At 65.3% G+C, this 19,233-nt stretch carries 19 protein-coding genes; 5 read left to right on the top strand and 14 right to left on the bottom strand.

The features are described from left to right. The first annotated feature begins 128 nt into the window (after positions 1 to 128). A complete protein-coding gene (locus PSEEN_RS08540) occupies positions 129 to 719 on the top strand; it encodes a biliverdin-producing heme oxygenase (protein ID WP_011533085.1) in 591 nt (196 codons plus the stop codon). 80 nt (positions 720 to 799) lie between these two features. On the opposite strand, the gene PSEEN_RS08535 is transcribed toward PSEEN_RS08540, so the two are convergent. After that, positions 800 to 1,189, bottom strand: coding sequence for a hypothetical protein (locus tag PSEEN_RS08535; RefSeq protein ID WP_044487887.1), 390 nt, complete (start codon positions 1,187 to 1,189; stop codon positions 800 to 802). A 250-nt stretch (positions 1,190 to 1,439) separates the two neighbouring features. Between PSEEN_RS08535 and PSEEN_RS08530 the strand changes: the two genes are divergently transcribed. Beyond that, a complete protein-coding gene (locus PSEEN_RS08530; protein ID WP_011533083.1) occupies positions 1,440 to 1,754 on the top strand; it encodes a helix-turn-helix domain-containing protein in 315 nt (104 codons plus the stop codon). Between the two features lie 112 nt (positions 1,755 to 1,866). Here PSEEN_RS08530 and PSEEN_RS08525 read toward each other — a convergent pair whose 3' ends face one another. After that, positions 1,867 to 2,160, bottom strand: a complete 294-nt coding sequence (locus PSEEN_RS08525) for a hypothetical protein (protein ID WP_011533082.1) — start codon at positions 2,158 to 2,160, stop codon at positions 1,867 to 1,869. 759 nt (positions 2,161 to 2,919) lie between these two features. Then, entirely contained in the window at positions 2,920 to 4,740 is a 1,821-nt protein-coding gene (locus tag PSEEN_RS08520; protein ID WP_011533081.1) for an ABC transporter ATP-binding protein/permease, read from the bottom strand. A gap of 168 nt (positions 4,741 to 4,908) precedes the next feature. Between PSEEN_RS08520 and PSEEN_RS08515 the strand changes: the two genes are divergently transcribed. Beyond that, complete coding sequence (locus tag PSEEN_RS08515; RefSeq protein ID WP_011533080.1) at positions 4,909 to 5,328, top strand: GNAT family N-acetyltransferase; 420 nt, start codon at positions 4,909 to 4,911, stop codon at positions 5,326 to 5,328. Positions 5,329 to 5,511: 183 nt separating this feature from the next. Here the strand turns inward: PSEEN_RS08515 and PSEEN_RS08510 are convergent, their stop codons facing one another. The 11 genes from PSEEN_RS08510 to PSEEN_RS08460 all read right to left on the bottom strand — a co-directional run bounded on the left by PSEEN_RS08510 (position 5,512) and on the right by PSEEN_RS08460 (position 16,523). Next, positions 5,512 to 5,724, bottom strand: a complete 213-nt coding sequence (locus PSEEN_RS08510; protein WP_011533079.1) for a formate dehydrogenase subunit delta — start codon at positions 5,722 to 5,724, stop codon at positions 5,512 to 5,514. Next, on the bottom strand, positions 5,721 to 8,600 hold the full coding sequence (gene fdhF, locus PSEEN_RS08505) for a formate dehydrogenase subunit alpha (protein ID WP_011533078.1): 2,880 nt from the start codon (positions 8,598 to 8,600) through the stop codon (positions 5,721 to 5,723). Before fdhF ends, PSEEN_RS08510 begins: the two co-directional genes overlap by 4 nt. Further along, positions 8,597 to 10,150, bottom strand: a complete 1,554-nt coding sequence (locus PSEEN_RS08500) for an NADH-ubiquinone oxidoreductase-F iron-sulfur binding region domain-containing protein (protein WP_011533077.1) — start codon at positions 10,148 to 10,150, stop codon at positions 8,597 to 8,599. The genes fdhF and PSEEN_RS08500 overlap by 4 nt, the downstream gene beginning before the upstream one ends. Continuing rightward, positions 10,144 to 10,629, bottom strand: a complete 486-nt coding sequence (locus tag PSEEN_RS08495; RefSeq protein WP_011533076.1) for a formate dehydrogenase subunit gamma — start codon at positions 10,627 to 10,629, stop codon at positions 10,144 to 10,146. Before PSEEN_RS08495 ends, PSEEN_RS08500 begins: the two co-directional genes overlap by 7 nt. A 424-nt stretch (positions 10,630 to 11,053) precedes the next feature. Next, positions 11,054 to 11,716 (bottom strand): hypothetical protein, encoded by a 663-nt coding sequence (locus tag PSEEN_RS08490; protein ID WP_011533075.1) that lies wholly within the window; start codon positions 11,714 to 11,716, stop codon positions 11,054 to 11,056. Positions 11,717 to 11,799: 83 nt separating this feature from the next. Beyond that, positions 11,800 to 12,957 (bottom strand): glutathionylspermidine synthase family protein, encoded by a 1,158-nt coding sequence (locus tag PSEEN_RS08485; protein WP_011533074.1) that lies wholly within the window; start codon positions 12,955 to 12,957, stop codon positions 11,800 to 11,802. Between the two features lie 2 nt (positions 12,958 to 12,959). Further along, positions 12,960 to 13,709, bottom strand: a complete 750-nt coding sequence (locus PSEEN_RS08480) for a DUF1190 domain-containing protein (RefSeq protein WP_011533073.1) — start codon at positions 13,707 to 13,709, stop codon at positions 12,960 to 12,962. Between the two features lie 25 nt (positions 13,710 to 13,734). Beyond that, positions 13,735 to 14,160 carry a DUF350 domain-containing protein gene (locus tag PSEEN_RS08475; protein ID WP_011533072.1) on the bottom strand — a complete coding sequence of 142 codons (426 nt, stop codon included), beginning with the start codon at positions 14,158 to 14,160 and terminating at the stop codon, positions 13,735 to 13,737. Between the two features lie 12 nt (positions 14,161 to 14,172). Beyond that, complete coding sequence (locus tag PSEEN_RS08470; protein WP_044487885.1) at positions 14,173 to 14,832, bottom strand: DUF2491 family protein; 660 nt, start codon at positions 14,830 to 14,832, stop codon at positions 14,173 to 14,175. A 360-nt stretch (positions 14,833 to 15,192) separates the two neighbouring features. After that, a complete protein-coding gene (locus tag PSEEN_RS08465; RefSeq protein ID WP_011533070.1) occupies positions 15,193 to 15,891 on the bottom strand; it encodes a PspA/IM30 family protein in 699 nt (232 codons plus the stop codon). A 17-nt stretch (positions 15,892 to 15,908) separates the two neighbouring features. Continuing rightward, on the bottom strand, positions 15,909 to 16,523 hold the full coding sequence (locus PSEEN_RS08460) for a YjfI family protein (protein ID WP_011533069.1): 615 nt from the start codon (positions 16,521 to 16,523) through the stop codon (positions 15,909 to 15,911). Between the two features lie 164 nt (positions 16,524 to 16,687). On the opposite strand from PSEEN_RS08460, the gene dsbD reads away from it, so the two are divergent. Together dsbD and PSEEN_RS08450 are read left to right on the top strand one after the other, a co-directional pair. After that, entirely contained in the window at positions 16,688 to 18,403 is a 1,716-nt protein-coding gene (gene dsbD, locus PSEEN_RS08455) for a protein-disulfide reductase DsbD (RefSeq protein ID WP_011533068.1), read from the top strand. Next, positions 18,403 to 19,233 carry a TlpA family protein disulfide reductase gene (locus tag PSEEN_RS08450; protein ID WP_011533067.1) on the top strand — a complete coding sequence of 277 codons (831 nt, stop codon included), beginning with the start codon at positions 18,403 to 18,405 and terminating at the stop codon, positions 19,231 to 19,233. The genes dsbD and PSEEN_RS08450 overlap by 1 nt, the downstream gene beginning before the upstream one ends.

Below are 19,233 nucleotides of genomic sequence, written 5' to 3'. Positions count from 1 at the left end.
TTGAGTCAGCTCGTCTCGAGAGGCGCCATGATTGCAGATACGCGGCAGAGTACAAGCGCGGCCGCAGTGGTGACCGGCCACGGGTTTCTGGCAGTATCACGGCTACCTCCCCGGCCAGAAACGCAACGATGCCCGAAACCGCCAGCCCCCTGCTGCACGCCCTGCGCGAAGGCACCCGCGCTTGCCACAAAGGCCTGGAACAGCGCCTGCCGTTCTTCAGTGAAGGCTTCGACCTGCCGGCCTACCGGCGCCTGGTAGAGGCCTACCATGGCTTCCACGCGCCACTGGATGCCGCGCTGGCCGGCTACCAGCCGCTTGAGCGACGCAAGGCCCCGGCCCTGGCCCGTGACCTGCGCGCCTTGAACCACACGCCCCATTCCATCGGCACCCTGCCCCGCTGCCATGCCCTGCCCGGCATCGACAGCACGGCCAGCGCCTTGGGCGTGATGTACGTACTCGAAGGCTCCACCCTCGGCGGCCAGGTGCTCAAGCGCGCCATGGCCGAACGCCTGGGCATCGACGCTGACAGCGGCGGCGCCTTCCTCGATGTGTATGGCCCCGCGACAGGCGCGAACTGGCGGGCATTCCTGCAACGGCTGGCCGAGGCGAGCGCTGCCACCCAGACCCAATCGGTCGATGCCGCCATCGCCACCTTCGAATGCTTCGAACAGTGGCTCGATCAACAAGGCGTGCTACTGCAGCCGAACCACCCCCTGTAGGAGCCGGCCTTGCCGGCGAACACCGGCAAAGCCGGTGCCAACCACCGCTGTGCCTGCTTCAAGGCAATTCAGCGAATTGATCAAGCCAAACGCCCGCCCCACCTGCAGAGCAAACGCAGCAACCGGGTACCCCAGGGCGTCAACACAATCGCCAACAGGCACAGCCCTGCGCACAACGCGGCGAACCCCAGCGCGCGTATCGGGTGCAAAGGGTTGAAGTAGACCAGTACCACCAGCACCAGCAACAGCGCCAACCCATAACGGACCGCCGCCCGCGGGATGGCCACCATCAGCAGGTTGAAGAAAACGAACGTGTAGAACACCAGCATCGTGGCCAGGCCGACGCCGACGCCACGCGCTACCGGCGGGCCAACGTGCGCCCGGTAAAGGTCGAAGCCTAGCTGCAGTAGAAAGGGAAAGGCCACGCAGGCCAGGGTGTGCAACAGCAGGCGTGAAAACAGCGGCAACATTCTTCCTTGGTCCTATTAATCGGCCCTCAATCCCGGAAGGCCATGGGCAGGGTTGCGGATGCTACGGGCAAGGCAGGCTGCCGACAAGCCAAAGGCACCTTCACAAGCAACCTTTGGATACAAGCAGCCGCTTTATGAGTCAGGGGCATTGGCACGAAAATCCCCACGTCAAAGACGTAGGGATGCGCTGTTAAAGCCGCACAGATTTCAAAGCAGCATCCCAACTACCAGATCGCGAAGGAACTGAACCATGCCCCTGACTGAGAAAGACCTGCTGCTGCGAGACAGCAAACGCGATATCGGCGCCGAGTTGCTTCAATCCATCCTTGATGCCAAATCCGGGCACCATGGCGCCGTTCACCAGGTCGAGTTGACCCCAGCCGCCGAAGCGCGAAGCAGAACCGGGTTGTCACAGTCTCGGTTTGCCGAACTGTTGGGGGTCTCTGTACGCACCTTGCAAGAATGGGAACAAGGCAGGCGCAAACCTTCAGGGGCTGCCCGCTCCTTGCTGCATATTGCCGCCTCACGGCCGGATGTGTTTCGCGAAGTGCTGCAGGCGCGTTGATAGCGGCCCCAGCGCAAACGTCGTAAGCCCATTCGCCGGCAAGCCGGCTCCTACAACGAGAGCCAAATACTTCTGATGTAGGAGCCGGCTTGCTGGCGAACGGGCTTCAGCACTAGCCGCGCTCTATCCCGTCGAGCACCGCCGACGACAGCGCCAGGCCTTTCTCCAAGGAGTTCTCCGTCGCCACCAGCAGGCTGCGCAACGGCTCGCCCGCCCTTTCCAAGGCCATCGCATTGGTTTCATAGGCCGCCCGCAGCGCGGCCACGGCACATACCAGCGCATCCTCGCCGTCGATACCGGCGTGTACCGAGAACATGGGTGGGTGGGCGTCGTTGCAGGTGCCGAAATGGGCGTGGGCCGTGGTTGGGCGTGGGGGGTGGGTTTTGTTGCGGGGGTCGAGGCTCATGGGTGAACCTCCTGGGGTAAGGCTTGGGGTGGATCGGGCACTATTTTCAGCATGGTTCAGCACTCCTGTACCGTCATGGGAAAACTGCCGAAATCCGCTTGCACTCGAATAGGTGGCAGCTATGCGCAGGGGTGCAAGACCGAGGATACAGGAACCCGGCAGACCCGAAGGTCTCCCAACGCATAGCCGCCATTGAAGAACCCTTGTCGCAGATAGCGACAGGTTCACATGGCGCTTTCGCGCTGTACCTGTACGGGCTTGCACACCCGGTCGTTGAATTGGCAACGACTGGGCGAGACTAAGGAATGCGACAGGCCGGAACAACAGCGAAAAGGCCGTGAAAGCTTGAATGGGAAATGGACTACATGGAATCAGGAAAGTCTGAAGAGCATTCTTACAGCCTGCTTGTTCGAGGCCTTTGGGCGCCGGGCTTTTGACCGCGTGTTGGCGACTAGGTGCTCGCCGTCCGCCTTGCAGCGCCTATGAGATCAAGCGCCGCCCGCGCGGCGCATCGCGGATGAATCCGCTCCTACATTTGTTGCAACGTGCCTATGCCTGATAGGCCATGGTTGTCCGCCTTGTTTGTACGACGCGATTTTTCGGCTGGCGCCAAGGCAGGCAACCATGGCCTGACAGGTGCGGTACGTTGCAACGAATGTAGGAGCGGATTCATCCGCGATGCGCCGCGCGGGCGGCGCTCGGTCTCATCGGCGCTATATTTCTCCCGTCGAACACCTCGAAATCGCACCGCCCTCTACGCTACAGCGCAGGCAACTCAGCCATCGGCTGCTGTTCACGCAGCGCCCAACCACCCAGGCCATCCACGTCCAGGCGGTGGGTGTGGAACCCCGCCAAGGTGCTGCGGTGCCCGACACTCACCAGCAAGGTATTCGGCATCTCCGTGCGCAACAGTGAATACAGCGCGTGCTCCAGCCCCTCATCCATCGCCGAAGTGGACTCGTCGAGGAACACCACCTGCGGCTGGTTGAACAGCACCCGGGCAAACGCCAGGCGCTGCTGCTCGCCCACCGAGAGAATGTGCGCCCAGTCGTTGGGGGTGTCCAGGCGCTCGGCCAGGTGCGCCAGGTTGACCTGGCGTAGGGCCTGCTGCATGCGCGCATCGTCTGCGGGCGTGGCATCGGCCGGGTAGGCGATGGCGGTGCGCAGGTCGCCCAGCGGCAAATACGGGCGCTGGGACAGGAACAGCGCCTGCTTGCCCATGGGCCGCCTTACCTCACCCTCGGCATAGGGCCACAGCCCCGCCAAGGCACGCAACAATGTGGTCTTGCCACTGCCCGACGGGCCTTTGATCAGCAAGGCCTGGCCGGCCTGCAGGCTCAGGTCGAGGTCGGCGATCAGGGCATGGCCATCGGGGCGCATCACCTGCAGCCCACTGATATCCAGGGCATGCGGCTGGTCTTCGCTGAACACCCGGGGCAAGGCGCTGGCCTGCTGGTTGGCATCGAGGAAGCCGGTCAAACGGTCGAGGGTGGCGCGGTACTGCGCGAAGGTGTCGTAGGACTCACGGAAGAACGACAGCGAATCCTGCACCTGACCAAAGGCCTGGGAGGTCTGCATCACGTCACCAAGCTTGATCGCGCCGCTGAAGAAACGTGGCGCCTGGAGAATGAACGGGAACACCACCGCGACCTGGCTGATGCCCAGGTTGAAGCCGCTGAACTTCAGGTTCCGGAACACCAGCGCCCAGGCATTGCCGATCAGGGCGAAGAAACGCGTCAGCAAGGTGCCCCGCTCCACCTGCCCACCTTGATAGAAGGCGATGTTCTCGGCGTTCTCGCGCAGGCGCATCAGCGCGTAACGGAAGTTGGCGGTGAGTTTCTCGTTGAGGAAGTTCAGGCGGATCAGCGGCTTGCCGAGGCGGAAGGCAATCCAGGTGGCGATCAGCACATACACGTACACGGCGAACACCATCGCCCGCGGCACTTCGATGCCGGCCACCGTCAACGGCGCTGACAGGCCCCAGAGAATGCCGGTAAAGGCCACCAGCGAGACCAACGCGCTCACCGCCCCCAGCGCCAGGGACACGGAGCCGGAGACGAAGGCGTTGATGTCCAGCTCGATACGTTGGTCGGGGTTGTCCACCGGCTCCGCGAGGAACTGCCCACGGTAGTATGCGTCGCCGCGCATCCAGTCGGCGCTCAGGCGCTCGGTCAGCCAGACCCGCCAGTGGATGTTGAACGCCTGGGTCACGTAGAAGGTGAACAGCGAGCGCAGCACATGGATGGTGGCCAGCACCGCGAACACCCCGAGCAGGTACCAGAACGCGGTCTGGTCGAGGCCCTGCAGGGCGCTGTAGAAACCGTTGTACCAGAACGAGAACAGCACGTTCAGGCGTACCGAGAACAACGTCAGCACCAGTAGCAAGGCGAAGGCCAGCAACGGCCGCCAACTGCGCCTGAAACTGAAGTAGGGCCCGGCGAGCTGCCAGAACTGGCTGCCCCAACGGGTGCAGCGTATAGCCAGTGCGGCAGCGGCGGTGAAGCCGACGAGGGTGATCAAAGAGGCGATTGCCAGCCAGCTCAGGCTTTCCTGCAGGGCCTGGTGCCAGTTCATGTCCATGGTGGATGTCCGTCGAGGTGTTTCCGCGAGCGTAGCATTGGCACAGAATCACCCTTGCATTCATGACGGACATTTCATTTTTGCCTGCTCCGGCCTCTTCGCCGGCAAGCCGGCTCCTACGGGCGTAGTGCCAGCAACATCGCCAATATTCTGCAGATGAGCCGAGCCATGCACATTCGCCTTGCCGAACCCAAGGACCTCCCGGCCCTGATCGCCATCGACAGCGTTACCCGACAAGACCCGCGACGCGCTGGACAGATCACAGCCTGGCTCGGGCAGTACCGTTGCCTGATAGCCGAGGTTGGTGGCACGGTTGCCGCATACGCGGTGATGCACCGGCACTTTTTCGGCTGTGCGTTCATCGAGATGTTGATGGTTGGCGAAAGCCATCGACGCAGCGGGCTCGGGGCAGCGCTGGTGGCTCACATGCAAGCCGAGTGCAGGGGGCAGAAGCTGTTCACTTCGACCAATCGCTCCAATACGCCGATGCGCCGTCTGCTGGAGCGCCAGGGGTTTGTCGAAAGCGGGGTGGTCGAGCACCTCGACGAAGGGGATCCAGAGCAAGTCTATTTCCAGCGATGCGATTGAGCCGGAATTCTAGCGCCAACCCTTAAGCGTTACGCGCCCTCTGTAGGAGCGGCCTTGTGCCGCGAAAGGGCTGCGTAGCGGCCCCAGGATTTCACTGTCGAAGAAAGATCGCCGGGGCCGCTTTGCGGCCCTTTCGCGGCACAAGGCCGCTCCTACAGGGTCAGGCGTGAATCAGCGAGGCAATCAAACCATCGGTTGAAGCGCCTCGCGCACCAACGCATCCAGCCCCTCGCCGCCCTCGGCCTGCAGTCGCTCGCCCAGCTGCCGGCGCATCGCCGGCGTCCAGAAGTTCTGCAGGTGCTGGCGCACGCCCTCCACCGCTTTGGCATGATCCGGCTCGCTGTCGAAGTAATGGGCAATCTGGTTGGCCATCTTCACCAGGTTGTCGCTGCTCATCGGCGCACCTCCTCCTTCGCCTCGGCGTGGCGCCGCTCCTTGAGCAAGCGCCGCTGCTCGTCACTGAAGCTCTGGTAGCGCCTCTGCCATTCCGAGGGCTGGAACACTTTCACCACCTCCACCGCAGTGACCTTGTATTCAGGACAATTGGTGGCCCAGTCGGAGTTGTCGGTGGTGATCACGTTGGCACCAGATTCGGGGAAGTGGAAGGTGGTGTACACCACCCCCGGCGCCACTCGAGCACTGACCTTGGCGCGCAGCACGCTCTGCCCGGAGCGGCTGCCGATACCCACCCAGTCGCCATCGCCGATGCCACGGCTTTCGGCGTCGGTGGGGTGGATTTCCAGGCGATCCTCGTTATGCCAGGCGACATTGCCGGTGCGCCGCGTCTGCGCGCCGACGTTGTACTGGCTGAGGATGCGCCCGGTGGTCAGCAGCAGCGGGTAGCGGGTGTTGACCTTCTCGTCGGTGGGCACGTAGCCGGTGAGCATGAAGCGCCCCTTGCCGCGCACGAACTGGTCGATGTGCATGGTCGGCGTGCCCTCGGGCGCAGCGTCGTTGCACGGCCATTGCAGGCTGCCGTGGCGGTCGAGCTCGGCGTAGCTGACCCGGCGGAAGGTCGGGGTCAGACGAGCGATCTCGTCCATGATCTGCGAAGGGTGCTGGTAGTCCATGGTGTAGCCCAGGGCGCCGGCCAGGGCTACGGTGGCCTCCCAGTCGGCCTTGTCGGCCAGCGGCTCCATCACCTTGCGCACCCGCGAGATGCGCCGCTCGGCGTTGGTGAAGGTGCCGTCCTTTTCCAGGAACGAGCTGCCCGGCAGGAACACATGGGCGAACTTGGCCGTCTCGTTGAGGAAGATGTCCTGCACCACCACGCACTCCATGGCCAGCAACGCCGCGGTGACGTGCTGGGTGTTGGGGTCGCTCTGGGCGATGTCCTCGCCCTGGCAGTACAGCGCCTTGAAACTGCCGTCCAGCGCCGCCTCGAACATGTTGGGGATGCGCAGGCCCGGGTCGGGTTGCAAGGTCACGCCCCAGGCCTGCTCGAACTCGGCGCGCACGCTTTCGTTGGAAATATGCCGGTAGCCGGGCAGCTCGTGGGGGAACGAGCCCATGTCGCACGAGCCCTGCACGTTGTTCTGCCCGCGCAGCGGGTTCACCCCTACCCCTTCGCGGCCAATGTTGCCCGTAGCCATGGCCAGATTGGCGATGCCCATCACCGCCGTGCTGCCCTGGCTGTGCTCGGTAACGCCCAGGCCGTAGTAAATCGCCGCGTTGCCACCGGTGGCGTACAGCCAGGCGGCGGCGCGGATCTGTTCGGCGGGCACGCCGCACACCGGGCCAAGCACTTCGGGGGCGTTGTCGGGGTGGGCAACGAAGTCGCGCCAGCGGGCGAAGTCTTCGGTTTCACAGCGGGCGTCGATGAAGCGCTGGTCGAGCAGGCCTTCGGTGACGATCACATGGGCCAGGGCGTTGAGCATGGCCACGTTGGTGCCCGGGCGCAGTTGCAGGTGCAGTTCGGCGCGGGCATGGGGCGAGTCGACCAGGTCGATGCGCCGCGGGTCGATGACGATCAGCCGCGCGCCCTGGCGCAGGCGGCGCTTGAGCTGCGAGCCGAATACCGGGTGGGCGTCGGTGGGGTTGGCGCCGATCACCAGCACCACGTCGGCCTGCATCACCGAGTCGAAACTCTGGGTGCCGGCGGACTCGCCCAGGGTCTGCTTCAAGCCATAACCGGTGGGGGAATGGCAGACCCGCGCGCAGGTGTCGACGTTGTTGTTGCCGAAGGCCGTGCGCACCAGTTTCTGGACCAGGTACGCCTCTTCGTTGGTGCAGCGGCTGGAGGTGATACCGCCGATGGAATCGCGCCCGTACTTGAGCTGGATGCGCCGGAACTCGCTGGCGGCGTAGGTTACCGCCTCGTCCCAGCTGACCTCCTGCCAAGGGTCTTGCAGGCGCTTGCGGATCATGGGTTTGGTGATGCGGTCCGGATGGGTCGCGTACCCCCAGGCAAAACGGCCCTTGACACAGGCGTGACCGTGGTTGGCGCCGCCCTGCTTGTCCGGAACCATGCGCACCAGCTGGTCGCCTTTCATCTCGGCGCGGAACGAGCAGCCCACCCCGCAATAGGCGCAGGTGGTGATCACCGCCCGTTCGGGCTGGCCCAGTTGCACAAGACTCTTCTCGCTCAAGGTGGCAGTCGGGCAGGCCTGCACGCAGGCACCGCATGACACGCATTCGGAGTCAAGGAAGTTGTCGCCGCCGGCCGCCGCCACCCGTGAATCGAAGCCGCGCCCGGTAATGGTCAGGGCGAAGGTGCCCTGAATATCCTCGCAGGCGCGAACACAGCGGTTGCAGACGATGCACTTGCTGGGCTCGTAGTCGAAGTACGGGTTGGACACGTCCTTCTGTTCGGCCAGGTGGTTCGCGCCCTCGTAGCCATAGCGCACCTCGCGCAGGCCAACCTGGCCGGCGACGGTCTGCAGCTCGCAATTGCCATTGGCCGAACAAGTCAGGCAGTCCAGCGGGTGGTCGGAAATGTACAGCTCCATCACATTACGCCGCAGGTCAGCCAGGCGCGGTGTCTGCGTGCGCACCACCATGCCTTCGGTGACCGGCGTGGTGCAGGACGCCGGGTAGCCGCGCATGCCGTCGATCTCGACCATGCACATGCGGCACGAACCGAAAGCTTCGAGGCTGTCGGTGGCACACAGTTTCGGGATGGTGGTACCGAGCAGCGCGGCGGCGCGCATCACCGAGGTACCGGCCGGCACGCTGATGGCACGGCCGTCGATGGACAGACTTATCTGCGTCTCGCTGGTACGTGCGGGTGTGCCGAGGTCGATGTCGTTGCTGGGATCGAAATAATGGATCATTGCTCAGCCTCCGCGGTGGCCAAACCAAAATCGGCGGGGAAGTGGTCGAGGGCACTGACCACCGGGTACGGGGTCATCCCGCCCATGGCGCACAGCGAGCCGTACTGCATCGTGTCGCACAGGTCGCGCAACAGCCCGGCCTGGCCCTGTCGATAGGCCGGGTCGGTGCTGGCGATCAGGCGATCGATCACCTCCAAGCCACGGGTGGAGCCGATCCGGCACGGGGTGCACTTGCCGCAGGACTCCTCGGCGCAGAACTGCAGGGCGAAACGGGCCATTCCGGCCATGTCCAGGGTGTCGTCGGCCACTACCACTCCGCCGTGGCCCAGCATCGCGCCCATGGCAGCGAACGCCTCGTAGTCCAACGGCGTGTCGAAATTCGTGGGTGGCACCCAGGCGCCCAGTGGGCCGCCAACCTGGGCCGCCTTGAGCGGCCGGCCGCTGGCGGTCCCGCCGCCGTAGCCCTCCACCAACTCGCGCAAGGTCAGGCCGAAGGCGCGCTCCACCAACCCACCACGAAGGACATTGCCGGCCAGCTGGAATGGCAAGGTCCCCAGCGAACGCCCCATACCGAAATCACGGTAGAAGGCAGCCCCCTTGGCCAGGATGATCGGCACCGAGGCCAGGGTGAGCACGTTGTGTACCAGGGTCGGCTGCCCGAACAGCCCTTCCAGCGCCGGCAGCGGTGGCTTGGCCCGGACGATGCCGCGCTTGCCCTCGATCGACTCGAGCAGCGCGGTTTCCTCACCGCAGATATAGGCCCCCGCCCCCACCCGCACCTCCAGGTGAAAGGCCACGCCGTTGCCGGCGACATCCAGGTAACCCGCTTCGCGGGCCAGCAGGATGGCTTCGTTCAGCACGCGGATGGCGTCCGGGTATTCCGAGCGCACATAGATGTAGCCATGGCTGGCGCCTACCGCCAACCCGGCGATGATCATGCCTTCGATCAGCAGGAACGGGTCGCCCTCCATCAGCATGCGGTCGGCGAAGGTGCCGGAATCGCCTTCGTCGGCATTGCACACCACATACTTGCGCACCGCCTGGGCCTGGCGCACGGTGCGCCACTTGATGCCCGCCGGGAAGGCCGCACCACCGCGCCCGCGCAGCCCCGAATCGAGCACGGCGGCAACCACTTCGTCACCTTCCATCAATGTGGCCTGGCGCAGCCCCTCGAAGCCTCCATTGGCGTGATAATCGTCCAGCGACAACGGCCGAGTGATGCCAGCACGGGCGAACAGCAAGCGTTGCTGGGTCTTGAGGTAAGGGATCTGCTCCACCGGCCCCAGCGCCAGCGCATGGCTGCCGGGGTCGCTGGCCAGCGCGTCAAGCAGGCCAGGAACGTCCTCGACGGTGACCAGCCCGAAGCCCAGGCGACCCGCTTCAGTTTCCAGCTCCAGCAACGGTTCCAGCCAATACAGGCCACGGGCACTGGTGCGCTTGATGCGCAGGGGCACCTGGCGGCGTTCGGCTTCAAGCACCAGGGCGTCGGCCACCGCGTCGGCACCGACCGCGCGGGCCACGGAATCGCAGGGAATGCACAGGTTCAGCATGCCTTCACCCCCTCGCGGCAGCCGGCAACCAGCGCCCGCAGGCGTTCCGGCGTGACCCGGGCGTGCAACTGGCCATCGAGTTCCAGGGCCGGCGAGCAAGCGCAGGCCCCTAGGCAATACACCGGTCGCAGGCTCAACGCACCGTCCTCGCTGGTACCGTGGTCATCCAGCCCCAACTGCTCGCGCAACTGCGCGGCCAGCGCCTCGGCGCCGCGGCTTTGGCATGACTCGGCGCGGCACAGGCGCAAGGTGTGGCGGGCCGGTGGCGTGGTACGGAAATCGTGATAGAAGCTGATCACCCCGCGCACCTCGGCCAGGCTGAGGTTGAGAGCATGGGCGATTTCGCCGACGGCGGCATCCGGGATATGGCCGATGCCGGCCTGGATGGCGTGGAGGACCGGCAACAATGCGCCGGGGGTGTGCTTTTCGCGCGCCAGGACGCGCTGGATCAGGGGCAGGTGGTTCGACTCGTCAGGCATACAGCAAACCTCGTCAGCCCGGAGCGGCCCGAGTGTCGGGCGCGTGTCCGGCGGTGTTCAGCTGCGGCGCACCGGCCACATCACGGTAATGTGCGGCGGGCGCCCTCCTTGTCCGTGGCCGTGTGTCTTGGCGCACTCGGTCCGTGGGCATCCTGAGAGCATGGCAGGTCTGGCGAGGGTGGGATGTGCGCGGGCGACCCGGCGCGTCCTGAAACCGACCATTGGGCGCCGCAATACCTGCAACGCCGGGGCCAGGCTGGCGCGGGCATTAGGAAACCGATGTGGAAGTGGGCTTGCTCGGCCCCTGTAGGAGCGGCTTTAGCCGCGATGCAGGCAACGCAGCCTCGCGCCTCTGATCGCGGCTGAAGCCGCTCCTACAGGGGCAGGTGTGAATCCCGAACACTCTGCAAGACAGTCGCCGAGATCAGAACGCCTCGTCGGCCGCCTTGACCTGCTTGGCCGCAGCCTTGCTGTCCAGTTTCGGATAGGCGAACCGCACCATCACCGTGGACTGGTCATTGGCGTCACCCATCACCTGCAACTGGGCGATCCGCACGTTCTCCGGGGCGGCCATCATCAGTTGGATGACATCGGTCGGCTTCTTCTTCGGCAGCTCGAAGCTTTCAATGAAGGTCGCCGAGTAGTTGCCATTGGCAACGGCCTCGGACTGGAAACTGGTCAGGGTGCTGACCACCTCTTCACGGTTCTTCGCACTGCTGGCCAGCTTGATCAGGTCCATTTCGGTCTTGCCATTGGCGAAGAGGGTCATGACGAAGGACTTGGCCATCGCCGTGACGACCTTGTCCACCAGGCCATCGGTTTCGTGCGTATACAACGTCACCATGCGCAGCTTGCCATTGGTGAAGACCAGCGCCTCGCTGAAGTCCTCGCCCAGGAAGGTCGCGCCATCCCGGCACAGCGCCGGCTTGCCCACCCAGTCGCTGCAATCCTCGAAGCCCTGGGCCTGGGTGTAGGCACTTTGGGGCGAGTCGTAGGCATAGTCCTTGAACAGTTTCGGCTGGGCCTGGGCCGAGGCGCCAGTGGCCACGGCCAGTGCAAAACCGGCAATCGCGAGCTTCTTGAACATCCAACACTCCTTGTGTGAGGCATACCGCAAAGCAATGATAGCCAGATGCTACCAGCGATTGCCGTGGACGTCTGCCATACCGCTCAGTCCAGCACCACATGGGGCAGGAAGCGCGAGCTGTCCTTGGTGATCAACGAATCGTCTTCGCGAATGCCGATGCCCGAGGCCTGGTCGCCAATCACCCACGAACCGATCAGGGTGTAGCTGTCACCGAACTTCGGCAGCGGCGCGAACGCCTGGAGGATGTAGGGCGCATCGTCGTAGGGCCCATCCTCGAACACCCGCTGGTCGTCGGGCGTGCGGATGTCGACGTTGGCCCCCTCGCGGGAGAAGTACGGTTTGCGCACCCACCCCTTGGGCACCGGGCTGCGCGGGTCCTGGTCGAGGTACGCCGGCAGCAGGTTGGGATGACCCTCGTGCCACTCCCACAACAGCGGCAGGATGCCCTTGTTGGAGATCAGCGACTTCCAGGCCGGCTCGATGAACTGGGTGCCGCTCCCGGCGATGGCGCGGCCGAAGTCCTCGTGGAAGATGTGCTCCCAGGCATGCAGCTTGAACAGCCGGGGGATCGGCTGACCGTCAAGGTCGACGAAGCGTCCCGCACCGTCCAGGCCGATATCCTCGAGATCGATGTGCCGGGTGGCAATACCGACGTGCTCGGCCATCTTGCGCAGGAAGTCGGTGGTGCCGCGGTCCTCCGCCGAGCCGCCGATGGCGGAAAAGTAGAACGTGCCCTCGCGCTCAAACGCCGCGAAGGCCTTCACCAGGTCCTCGGCCAGGGTGTTGAACTGGCTGGCGTGCGGCGCCAGCACGCCGCGCTGGATCTGCTCTTCCAGCCAGATCAACTGGAACGCCGCCGCCTCGTAGAGCGAGGTCGGCGTATCGTAGTTGGCCTCGATCAGCTTGGCCGGGCCGTTGCCGTCGTAGCTGAAGTCGAAGCGCCCGTACAGGTGGCGCTGCCCCTCCTTCCACGAACGGCGCACCAGGTCGAAGAACGTCGGCGGGATGGCCAGGCGGGTCATCAGCGCCTCGCTATCGACAATGCGCTCGACCGCGTCCAGGCACATGGCATGCAGTTCCTGGGTCGGCGCCTCCAGGTCACGACTGACCTGGGCCTCGCTGAACTGGTAGTAGCCGCGCTCGTCCCAGTAGCGCTCACCGTCGATGGTATGGAAGACAAAGCCCTCGCGTTCGGCGGTGGCGCGCCAGTCCGGGCGTTCTTCGATGCTGATCCTGCGCATGCTCAACCGCCGAAACTGAAGCCGCCGCTGCTCTTGCCGCCCCAGCCGCTGCGCGCGGTAGCCTGGCTGCCGAAGCCGCCACGGGAGGTCGACGAAGAGACGCTGGAGCGGGTGGAGGACGTCGAGTTGTAGTTGCGGCTGGAAGATCCACCCGAGTAGGTGTAGCTGCCGGTGCCACTGCTCTGGGCCTGGTCGGAGCGCTCGAAACGCTTGCCCTGGTCAACCTGCTGCCCCAGCGTCGAGTTGCGGTAGTCGCCACGGCTGTCACGGTACTGGTAGACCGGCTGCGAGTAATACTGGCGGTTGCCGCCGCTGAGCACCTGGCCGAGCAGCAGGCCAGTGAGCAGGCCGTTGACATTGCTGCCACCGCTGCCGCCCTGGCCACTGTTCTCGATCTGGGCGCGGGCCGCGTCGACCTGCGACTGACTGACTTCGCCCGACACCGCCAGCTCGAAGCCGCCCAGGCGCGGCATGTAGCGGCCATCGCTGGTCACCTGGCAATAGTCCGGCACGAAGTCGGCCTCGCAGGCGGCCTTGTCGCCATAGGTGGGGGCGATGCGGCGGTGATCGGCCAGCGCCTGCATGTAGGCGTCGGAACACACGTCCACCGGCACCTTGTCGTCGACACACGCCTGCACGGTGGTGTAGTTGGTGCGCTTGCTGACCGTGTAGGTTTCCTCTGGCGCGCTGCACGCGCTGAGCGCCAGCGGCAGGGAGCTGGCCAATACCAGCTTGACGGAACTGCGTCTCATGAAGGGCTCCTTGCGCGCGAACGAGTCAGACCGACGGGGTCATGCAGGCCGAGTTGAGGAAGCCCACGCTGATCGCCACGGCGGCGGCGTAGATCGCGGCGGCCATCTCGCCCTTGGCGATACGGCTGGCCAGGCCCTTGAGCACCAGGCTGGTGATACCGAAGGCCAGCAGTTGGACCGCCGCGGCGATCACCACCCAGACCACGAAGTCGAGCAGGCTGACACTGTAGGCGATAATGTTGCTGGCCGGCAGCGAGAAGCCGATCAACGCGCCGCCCAGGGCGATGGCCGCGGCGCTGTTGTTGTCACGGATCAGGGCGAACTCGCGGTGCGGGGTGAGGTGGGTGTAAATGAACTGGAACACCCAGAACAGCACCAGCGCCACGCTGATGTAGAGGATGAAGCCGATCACCGCCTCGGCGTTGAGCGACATGCGAAGTGCTTCGAGCATGGTGGATCCTTGTCAGATGACGTGAAAGTCCGTTGATTGCAGGGTGACGCCCACCGAGGTGGTGAGGCTGACATTCCCTTCTTCGTCTTCCTCCACCGACAGCAGGAGGAATTCGCGGCGATCGGTCAGGCCGGTCTCGCGGGCATACAGCATGGACAGGTGCTGGATGCGGTAGCTGGTTTCGGGGTTGGTGACCCACTCGCTGATCGGTGTCAGCTCGGTCTGCCCATCCTCGCTGCCCCACTGGCGGACGAATTCGTAGCCTTCGTGCTCGTAGTACGGCAGGCCGATGCTTGAATCCGGGCCGACCAGGCGCTTGAGTTCAGCGTCGCTGGTGATGGGCACCACGCTGTAATAGCCGAACAGGATGATGTCGCGCACATCGTCGGCCGACGCGCCGTTCATCACCACCTGCAGCCAATAGTCCTCGTCTTCCATGTAGAAGCGTGCCAGGCGCATCGATTGGCCGAGGTCGACCTCACCGACGGCCCAGACCACTTCCTGGTCAGGGACTTCCAGCTCGCTGTGGCCGTCGAGCAGCAGCTTGAGCGAGCTGTCGAGCTTGATCAGGCGGCCGCTGGCCAGGCCGAACGGCAGGTTGCCGGAGGCTTTGGCGGAAGTGGCTGCGGGCTTGGGCGCCTCGAAGCCCATGAAGCGTTTCAACCAACCCACGGGGTGTCTCCTTGGTGAGGTTGTGACGGAGCGTGGACGCAGGCCAGAGGTGACGCGAACAGGCCTAGCCTGTGTGGTGTGGGCGACATGAAGAATCCCTTGGGGTCGCGGCAGTCCTTTGGCGGGGGCGCCACGATACTGGTTTTCATTGGCCGCGCCAATGGTGCGCGCTTGCTGACATACAAGGAACAACATGCACTGTAGGAGCGGCTTTAGCCGCGATGCAGGCAACGCGGTGCCTGGCTCCCGCTTCGCGGGTGATCGCGGCTAAAGCCGCTCCTACAGAGATCGCACCAAATCGATGGGTTACGGTTTAGGTCAGTGCCGCCAGCACAACACTGCTGGCCTCACCCCCCTTGATCACTCCGGCTTGGCCGCCTTGGCCTTCAAACGTGCCAGCACATCATCGGCGCCGCTGTTGCTGGCACCGATGCCGGCTGCCTTCAGGCGCGCTTCCAGATCACTGCCATCCGCCTTGCCCGCCAGCTCCGCCGCGGCTTCCAGCTCGGCGGCGCGCTCGCTCTGGCGCTTCTTGATGCGATCCAGCGACCCCACCGCCGTTTCCAGGCTGCCGTTGGCGCCACCGGTGGCCGAGGCCGCGCTGACCTGGGCGCGTTGCACGCTTTCGCGGGCCTTGATCAGGTCCACCTGCTGCTTGAGGCCCTTGATCTGGCTTTCGGTCTTGTTGACCGTGTCGCTCAGGGTCTTCACCGAGGCACCGAACTGGTCGGCCAGCGCCTGTTCGGAATCGCGCTGGTTGGTCAGGTCGGCGATGCGCGCGGCGCATTCGTGGGCCAGGCCCTCTTCACCCTTGTCCAGGGCGGCGATGGCTTTTTGCTCCCAGTCGCCGATGGTCTTGTTGAACTCTTCGATGCGCTGCTGCGCGGTCTTGTGCTTGGCCATGATCTTGACCAGCTGGTTGCGCGCGTCGATCAGGTTGTTGTCGGCGTCGCGGATCTCCTGGTCGAGGATGCGCAGGGCTTGGGAGTCGACGATCGCCTCACCGACTTCCGAAGCGCCGCCACGCAGGGCGGTGACGATCTTTTTCAACAGGCTCATGGGGAATCTCCGGAAAATCAGTGGGTGAAGTAGACGTCGAAATCGTCGGCGGCGGTGATGACGTTTTCCGCCAGGGTCTGGATTTCCTGGACGATGTTGTCCAGCGACGAGGCGGCGCTCAGGGCGCCGAACATGGTGTACACCGACTCGCCCGAAGGCAGCGTGTGCAGGCCGATCGACGACAGCGGGAACACGTCGCGGGTACGTAGCACGGCGTCGTTGAACGCGGCACGGTCCTTGACCTGGCTCGCCGCCACCAGCAGCGTGTCGACCAGGATCTGCTCACCGGCCACGGCGATGTAGAGCGGCAGGCCGTCCAGCTCGTGAATCTCCAGTTTCAGGCTGGGCTCGGCACCCTGCTGCAGGGACAGGCCGATCGCGCCGGTACGCACGTCGTCCAACTCGCGCAGGGCGCTGTGCAGCGTATCGATCGTCCAGTTGCTGTGCTCGGTCATGAAATCCTCCGTTCTGACCTGTTTGCCCCCGTGGGGCTGGCGTAATGCCTTCTCGATGCCGCGCAGGGCGGCGGCGTGCTCGGGCAGGATCCACAACTCGCGCTTGACGTAGCCAGCGGCCTTGAGCCGGGCGCGCATGTCGCGCATATAGTCGGTGGAGCTTTTCTTGCCTGCCATCGAGGGTATCCTTTTCTCACATGTGAGGAACGGTACGCCTGCTTCGTGACAGGATCAAGTGCGACTTTTTCTGCGTTGTAATTCCCTTCGTAGGACCGGGTTAACCTTGGGTTAATGAACCACCTCCAGCATGGTCCCCTTCAAAGCGCTGCCAAGGCCTCGACATGCGTGTGCTCCTGCTGTTCCTGATGTTCCTGCTCGCCGGCCCGCTCCAGGCCAACCCCTTCGCCGTCAAGCCGGACTTCCTGCCGGTCAACCAGGCCTTCGTGCTCACCCACGACCGCCTGCCTGACGGCCAGATGCGCCTGCACTTCCAGATCAAGGACGGCTACTACCTCTATCAAAAGCGCCTGAAGTTCGATGGCCTGCCTACCGACCAGCACCCAGCGCTGCCCCCGGCCCTCAACCACCACGACGAGTTCTTCGGCGACAGCGCGGTCTACCGCGAGCAGCTCGAACTGCTGCTGCCGGCCAGCGCCAGCGGCGAGTTGCGCCTGGGCTGGCAGGGCTGCGCCGATGCCGGCCTGTGCTACCCACCACAGACCACGCCCATCGCGCTAGGCGGCGCAACACCGGCACCAGACACGGCACAAGCCAGCGACCAGGCCCTGGCCAGCGGCCTGCAACAGTCCACCCTGGCCTGGAGCCTGCTGGCGTTCTTTGGCCTGGGCCTGCTGCTGGCCTTCACCCCCTGCTCGCTGCCCATGCTGCCGATCCTCGCCGGGCTGGTCCTGGGCAACGGCGCCAGCGCTCGGCGCGGCTGGCTGCTGGCCGGGGTCTACGTCCTGAGCATGGCGCTGGTGTATGCAGCCCTCGGAGTGGTCGCCGCACTGCTGGGCGCCAGCCTGCAGGCCTGGTTGCAGCAACCCTGGCTGCTGGGCAGCCTGGCGGCACTGTTCGTGCTGCTCGCCCTGCCGATGTTCGGTGCCTTCGAACTGCAACTGCCCGCCGCCCTGCGCGACCGCCTGGACCGCGCCGGGCAAGGCACCCGCGGCGGCAACCTGTATGGCGCGGCGCTGCTCGGCGCGCTGTCTGGCCTGCTGCTCGGCCCGTGCATGACTGCCCCGCTGGCCGGCGCCCTGCTCTACATCGCCCAGAGCGGCGACATGCTGCAAGGCGCACTGGTGCTGTTCAGCCTGGGGCTGGGCATGGGCGTGCCGCTGCTGTTGCTGGTCACCTTGGGCAACCGCTACCTGCCGCGCCCGGGCGCCTGGATGAACCGGGTCAAAGGGGTGTTCGGCTTCGTGTTCCTGGCCATGGCCCTGTACACCGTGCGCACCCTGCTGCCCGAACCGCTGCTGCTGGCTCTGGCCGGGGGCTGGCTGATCGCCCTGGGCTGGGCGACCTGGCCGGCCCTGCACGCATTACCGGCGCTGCGCGCGGTGCCGCTGCTGGGTGCATTGTGGGGGGGCCTGCTGCTGGTCGGCGCCGCCGCCGGTGGCAATGACCTGTGGCAGCCACTGCAGCCATTCACCGGCCAAGCGGGTGGCGTAGCGCAAGCCGATGCCCACGATGCCTTCGTCACCGTCAGCGCGCCTGCCGACCTGCAACGCGAGCTCGACGCCGCCAAGGGCCGTGGTCAATGGGTGATGCTGGACTACTATGCCGACTGGTGCGTGTCGTGCAAGGTGATGGAGAAGCAAGTGTTCGCCCGCCCTGACGTACTCGCCAGCCTGGCCGGCGTTCACTTGGTGCGCCTGGACGTGACCGCCGACACGCCGGCCAGCCGCGAGCTGCTGCAACGCTACCAGGTCCCCGGCCCACCCAGCCTGATCTGGATCGGCCCCGAGGGCAATGAACGCCGCGCCCAGCGCATTACCGGCGAGGTCGACGCCGCCGGTTTCCTGAAGCACTGGGCCCAGACCAGGAGCCAAGGCTGATGCTGACCGTCACCCTCGGGCCATTGACCATGGCCCTGAACCACCTGCTGCTGCTCGCAGCCCTGGGCATCGCCAGCCTGGTGGGCTGGCGCGTGGCCAAACGCGGCGGCGAGAACCCTGAGTCGGCGCTGTTCAACTTGTTCCTGCTGGGCCTGCTGTTCGCCCGCCTGGGCTTCGTGCTGGCCTACTGGCCGATGTACCGCGACGACCCGCTGCAGATCATCGATATCCGCGACGGCGGCTTCCTGCTCTGGGGCGGCCTGCTGGGCGTGGTGCTGGGCACAGTCTGGCAAGGCTGGCGCCGCCCGGGCCTGCGCCGGCCACTGGGCTGGGCGTTGTTCAGCGGCGCGCTGTTCTGGGGGCTCGGCAGCCTGGCCAGCCACCTCTACAGCAAGGGCACCGAGCTGCCGCAGATGACCCTGCACGACAGCCGCGGCCAGGCCGTGGCCCTGCACGACTACCGTGGCAAGCCACTGGTGATCAACATCTGGGCCACCTGGTGCCCACCCTGCCGCCGTGAGATGCCGGTGCTGCAACAGGCCGAGGACGACTACCCCCACGTGACCTTCCTGTTCGTCAACCAGGGCGAGACCCCGGAAAACGTCAGCACCTTCATGGCCACCACCGGCCTGATGCTGTCCCATGTGCTGTTCGACGGCACCGGCGAGCTGGCCCGGCGGGTCGGCTCCATGGCCCTGCCCACCACCCTGTTCTACAACGCCGATGGCCGGCTGGTCGGCAGCCACCTGGGCGAACTGTCGCGCGCCAGCCTGCGCCACGCCCTGGAACCCTTCGAACGCGCCGACGCGCCCGCCCCACAAGGAAACTGA

Origin of the sequence: Pseudomonas entomophila L48, from assembly GCF_000026105.1 — a bacterium.
GTDB classification, from domain to species: domain Bacteria; phylum Pseudomonadota; class Gammaproteobacteria; order Pseudomonadales; family Pseudomonadaceae; genus Aquipseudomonas; species Aquipseudomonas entomophila.
This window is presented reverse-complemented; position numbering and strand designations above follow the sequence as displayed.

Excerpts from the sequence above, each read along its gene's own strand:
- PSEEN_RS08490 (WP_011533075.1), bottom strand. The coding sequence starts at position 11,716 with ATGTTCAAGAAGCTCGCGATTGCCGGTTTTGCACTGGCCGTGGCCACT.
- PSEEN_RS08515 (WP_011533080.1), top strand. The coding sequence starts at position 4,909 with ATGCACATTCGCCTTGCCGAACCCAAGGACCTCCCGGCCCTGATCGCC.
- PSEEN_RS08525 (WP_011533082.1), bottom strand. The coding sequence starts at position 2,160 with ATGAGCCTCGACCCCCGCAACAAAACCCACCCCCCACGCCCAACCACG.
- PSEEN_RS08460 (WP_011533069.1), bottom strand. The coding sequence starts at position 16,523 with ATGGCAGGCAAGAAAAGCTCCACCGACTATATGCGCGACATGCGCGCC.
- dsbD (WP_011533068.1), top strand. The coding sequence starts at position 16,688 with ATGCGTGTGCTCCTGCTGTTCCTGATGTTCCTGCTCGCCGGCCCGCTC.
- PSEEN_RS08495 (WP_011533076.1), bottom strand. The coding sequence starts at position 10,629 with ATGCCTGACGAGTCGAACCACCTGCCCCTGATCCAGCGCGTCCTGGCG.
- PSEEN_RS08475 (WP_011533072.1), bottom strand. The coding sequence starts at position 14,160 with ATGCTCGAAGCACTTCGCATGTCGCTCAACGCCGAGGCGGTGATCGGC.
- fdhF (WP_011533078.1), bottom strand. The coding sequence starts at position 8,600 with ATGATCCATTATTTCGATCCCAGCAACGACATCGACCTCGGCACACCC.
- PSEEN_RS08510 (WP_011533079.1), bottom strand. The coding sequence starts at position 5,724 with ATGAGCAGCGACAACCTGGTGAAGATGGCCAACCAGATTGCCCATTAC.
- PSEEN_RS08450 (WP_011533067.1), top strand. The coding sequence starts at position 18,403 with ATGCTGACCGTCACCCTCGGGCCATTGACCATGGCCCTGAACCACCTG.
- PSEEN_RS08530 (WP_011533083.1), top strand. The coding sequence starts at position 1,440 with ATGCCCCTGACTGAGAAAGACCTGCTGCTGCGAGACAGCAAACGCGAT.
- PSEEN_RS08540 (WP_011533085.1), top strand. The coding sequence starts at position 129 with ATGCCCGAAACCGCCAGCCCCCTGCTGCACGCCCTGCGCGAAGGCACC.
- PSEEN_RS08520 (WP_011533081.1), bottom strand. The coding sequence starts at position 4,740 with ATGGACATGAACTGGCACCAGGCCCTGCAGGAAAGCCTGAGCTGGCTG.
- PSEEN_RS08480 (WP_011533073.1), bottom strand. The coding sequence starts at position 13,709 with ATGAGACGCAGTTCCGTCAAGCTGGTATTGGCCAGCTCCCTGCCGCTG.
- PSEEN_RS08465 (WP_011533070.1), bottom strand. The coding sequence starts at position 15,891 with ATGAGCCTGTTGAAAAAGATCGTCACCGCCCTGCGTGGCGGCGCTTCG.
- PSEEN_RS08485 (WP_011533074.1), bottom strand. The coding sequence starts at position 12,957 with ATGCGCAGGATCAGCATCGAAGAACGCCCGGACTGGCGCGCCACCGCC.
- PSEEN_RS08535 (WP_044487887.1), bottom strand. The coding sequence starts at position 1,189 with ATGTTGCCGCTGTTTTCACGCCTGCTGTTGCACACCCTGGCCTGCGTG.
- PSEEN_RS08500 (WP_011533077.1), bottom strand. The coding sequence starts at position 10,150 with ATGCTGAACCTGTGCATTCCCTGCGATTCCGTGGCCCGCGCGGTCGGT.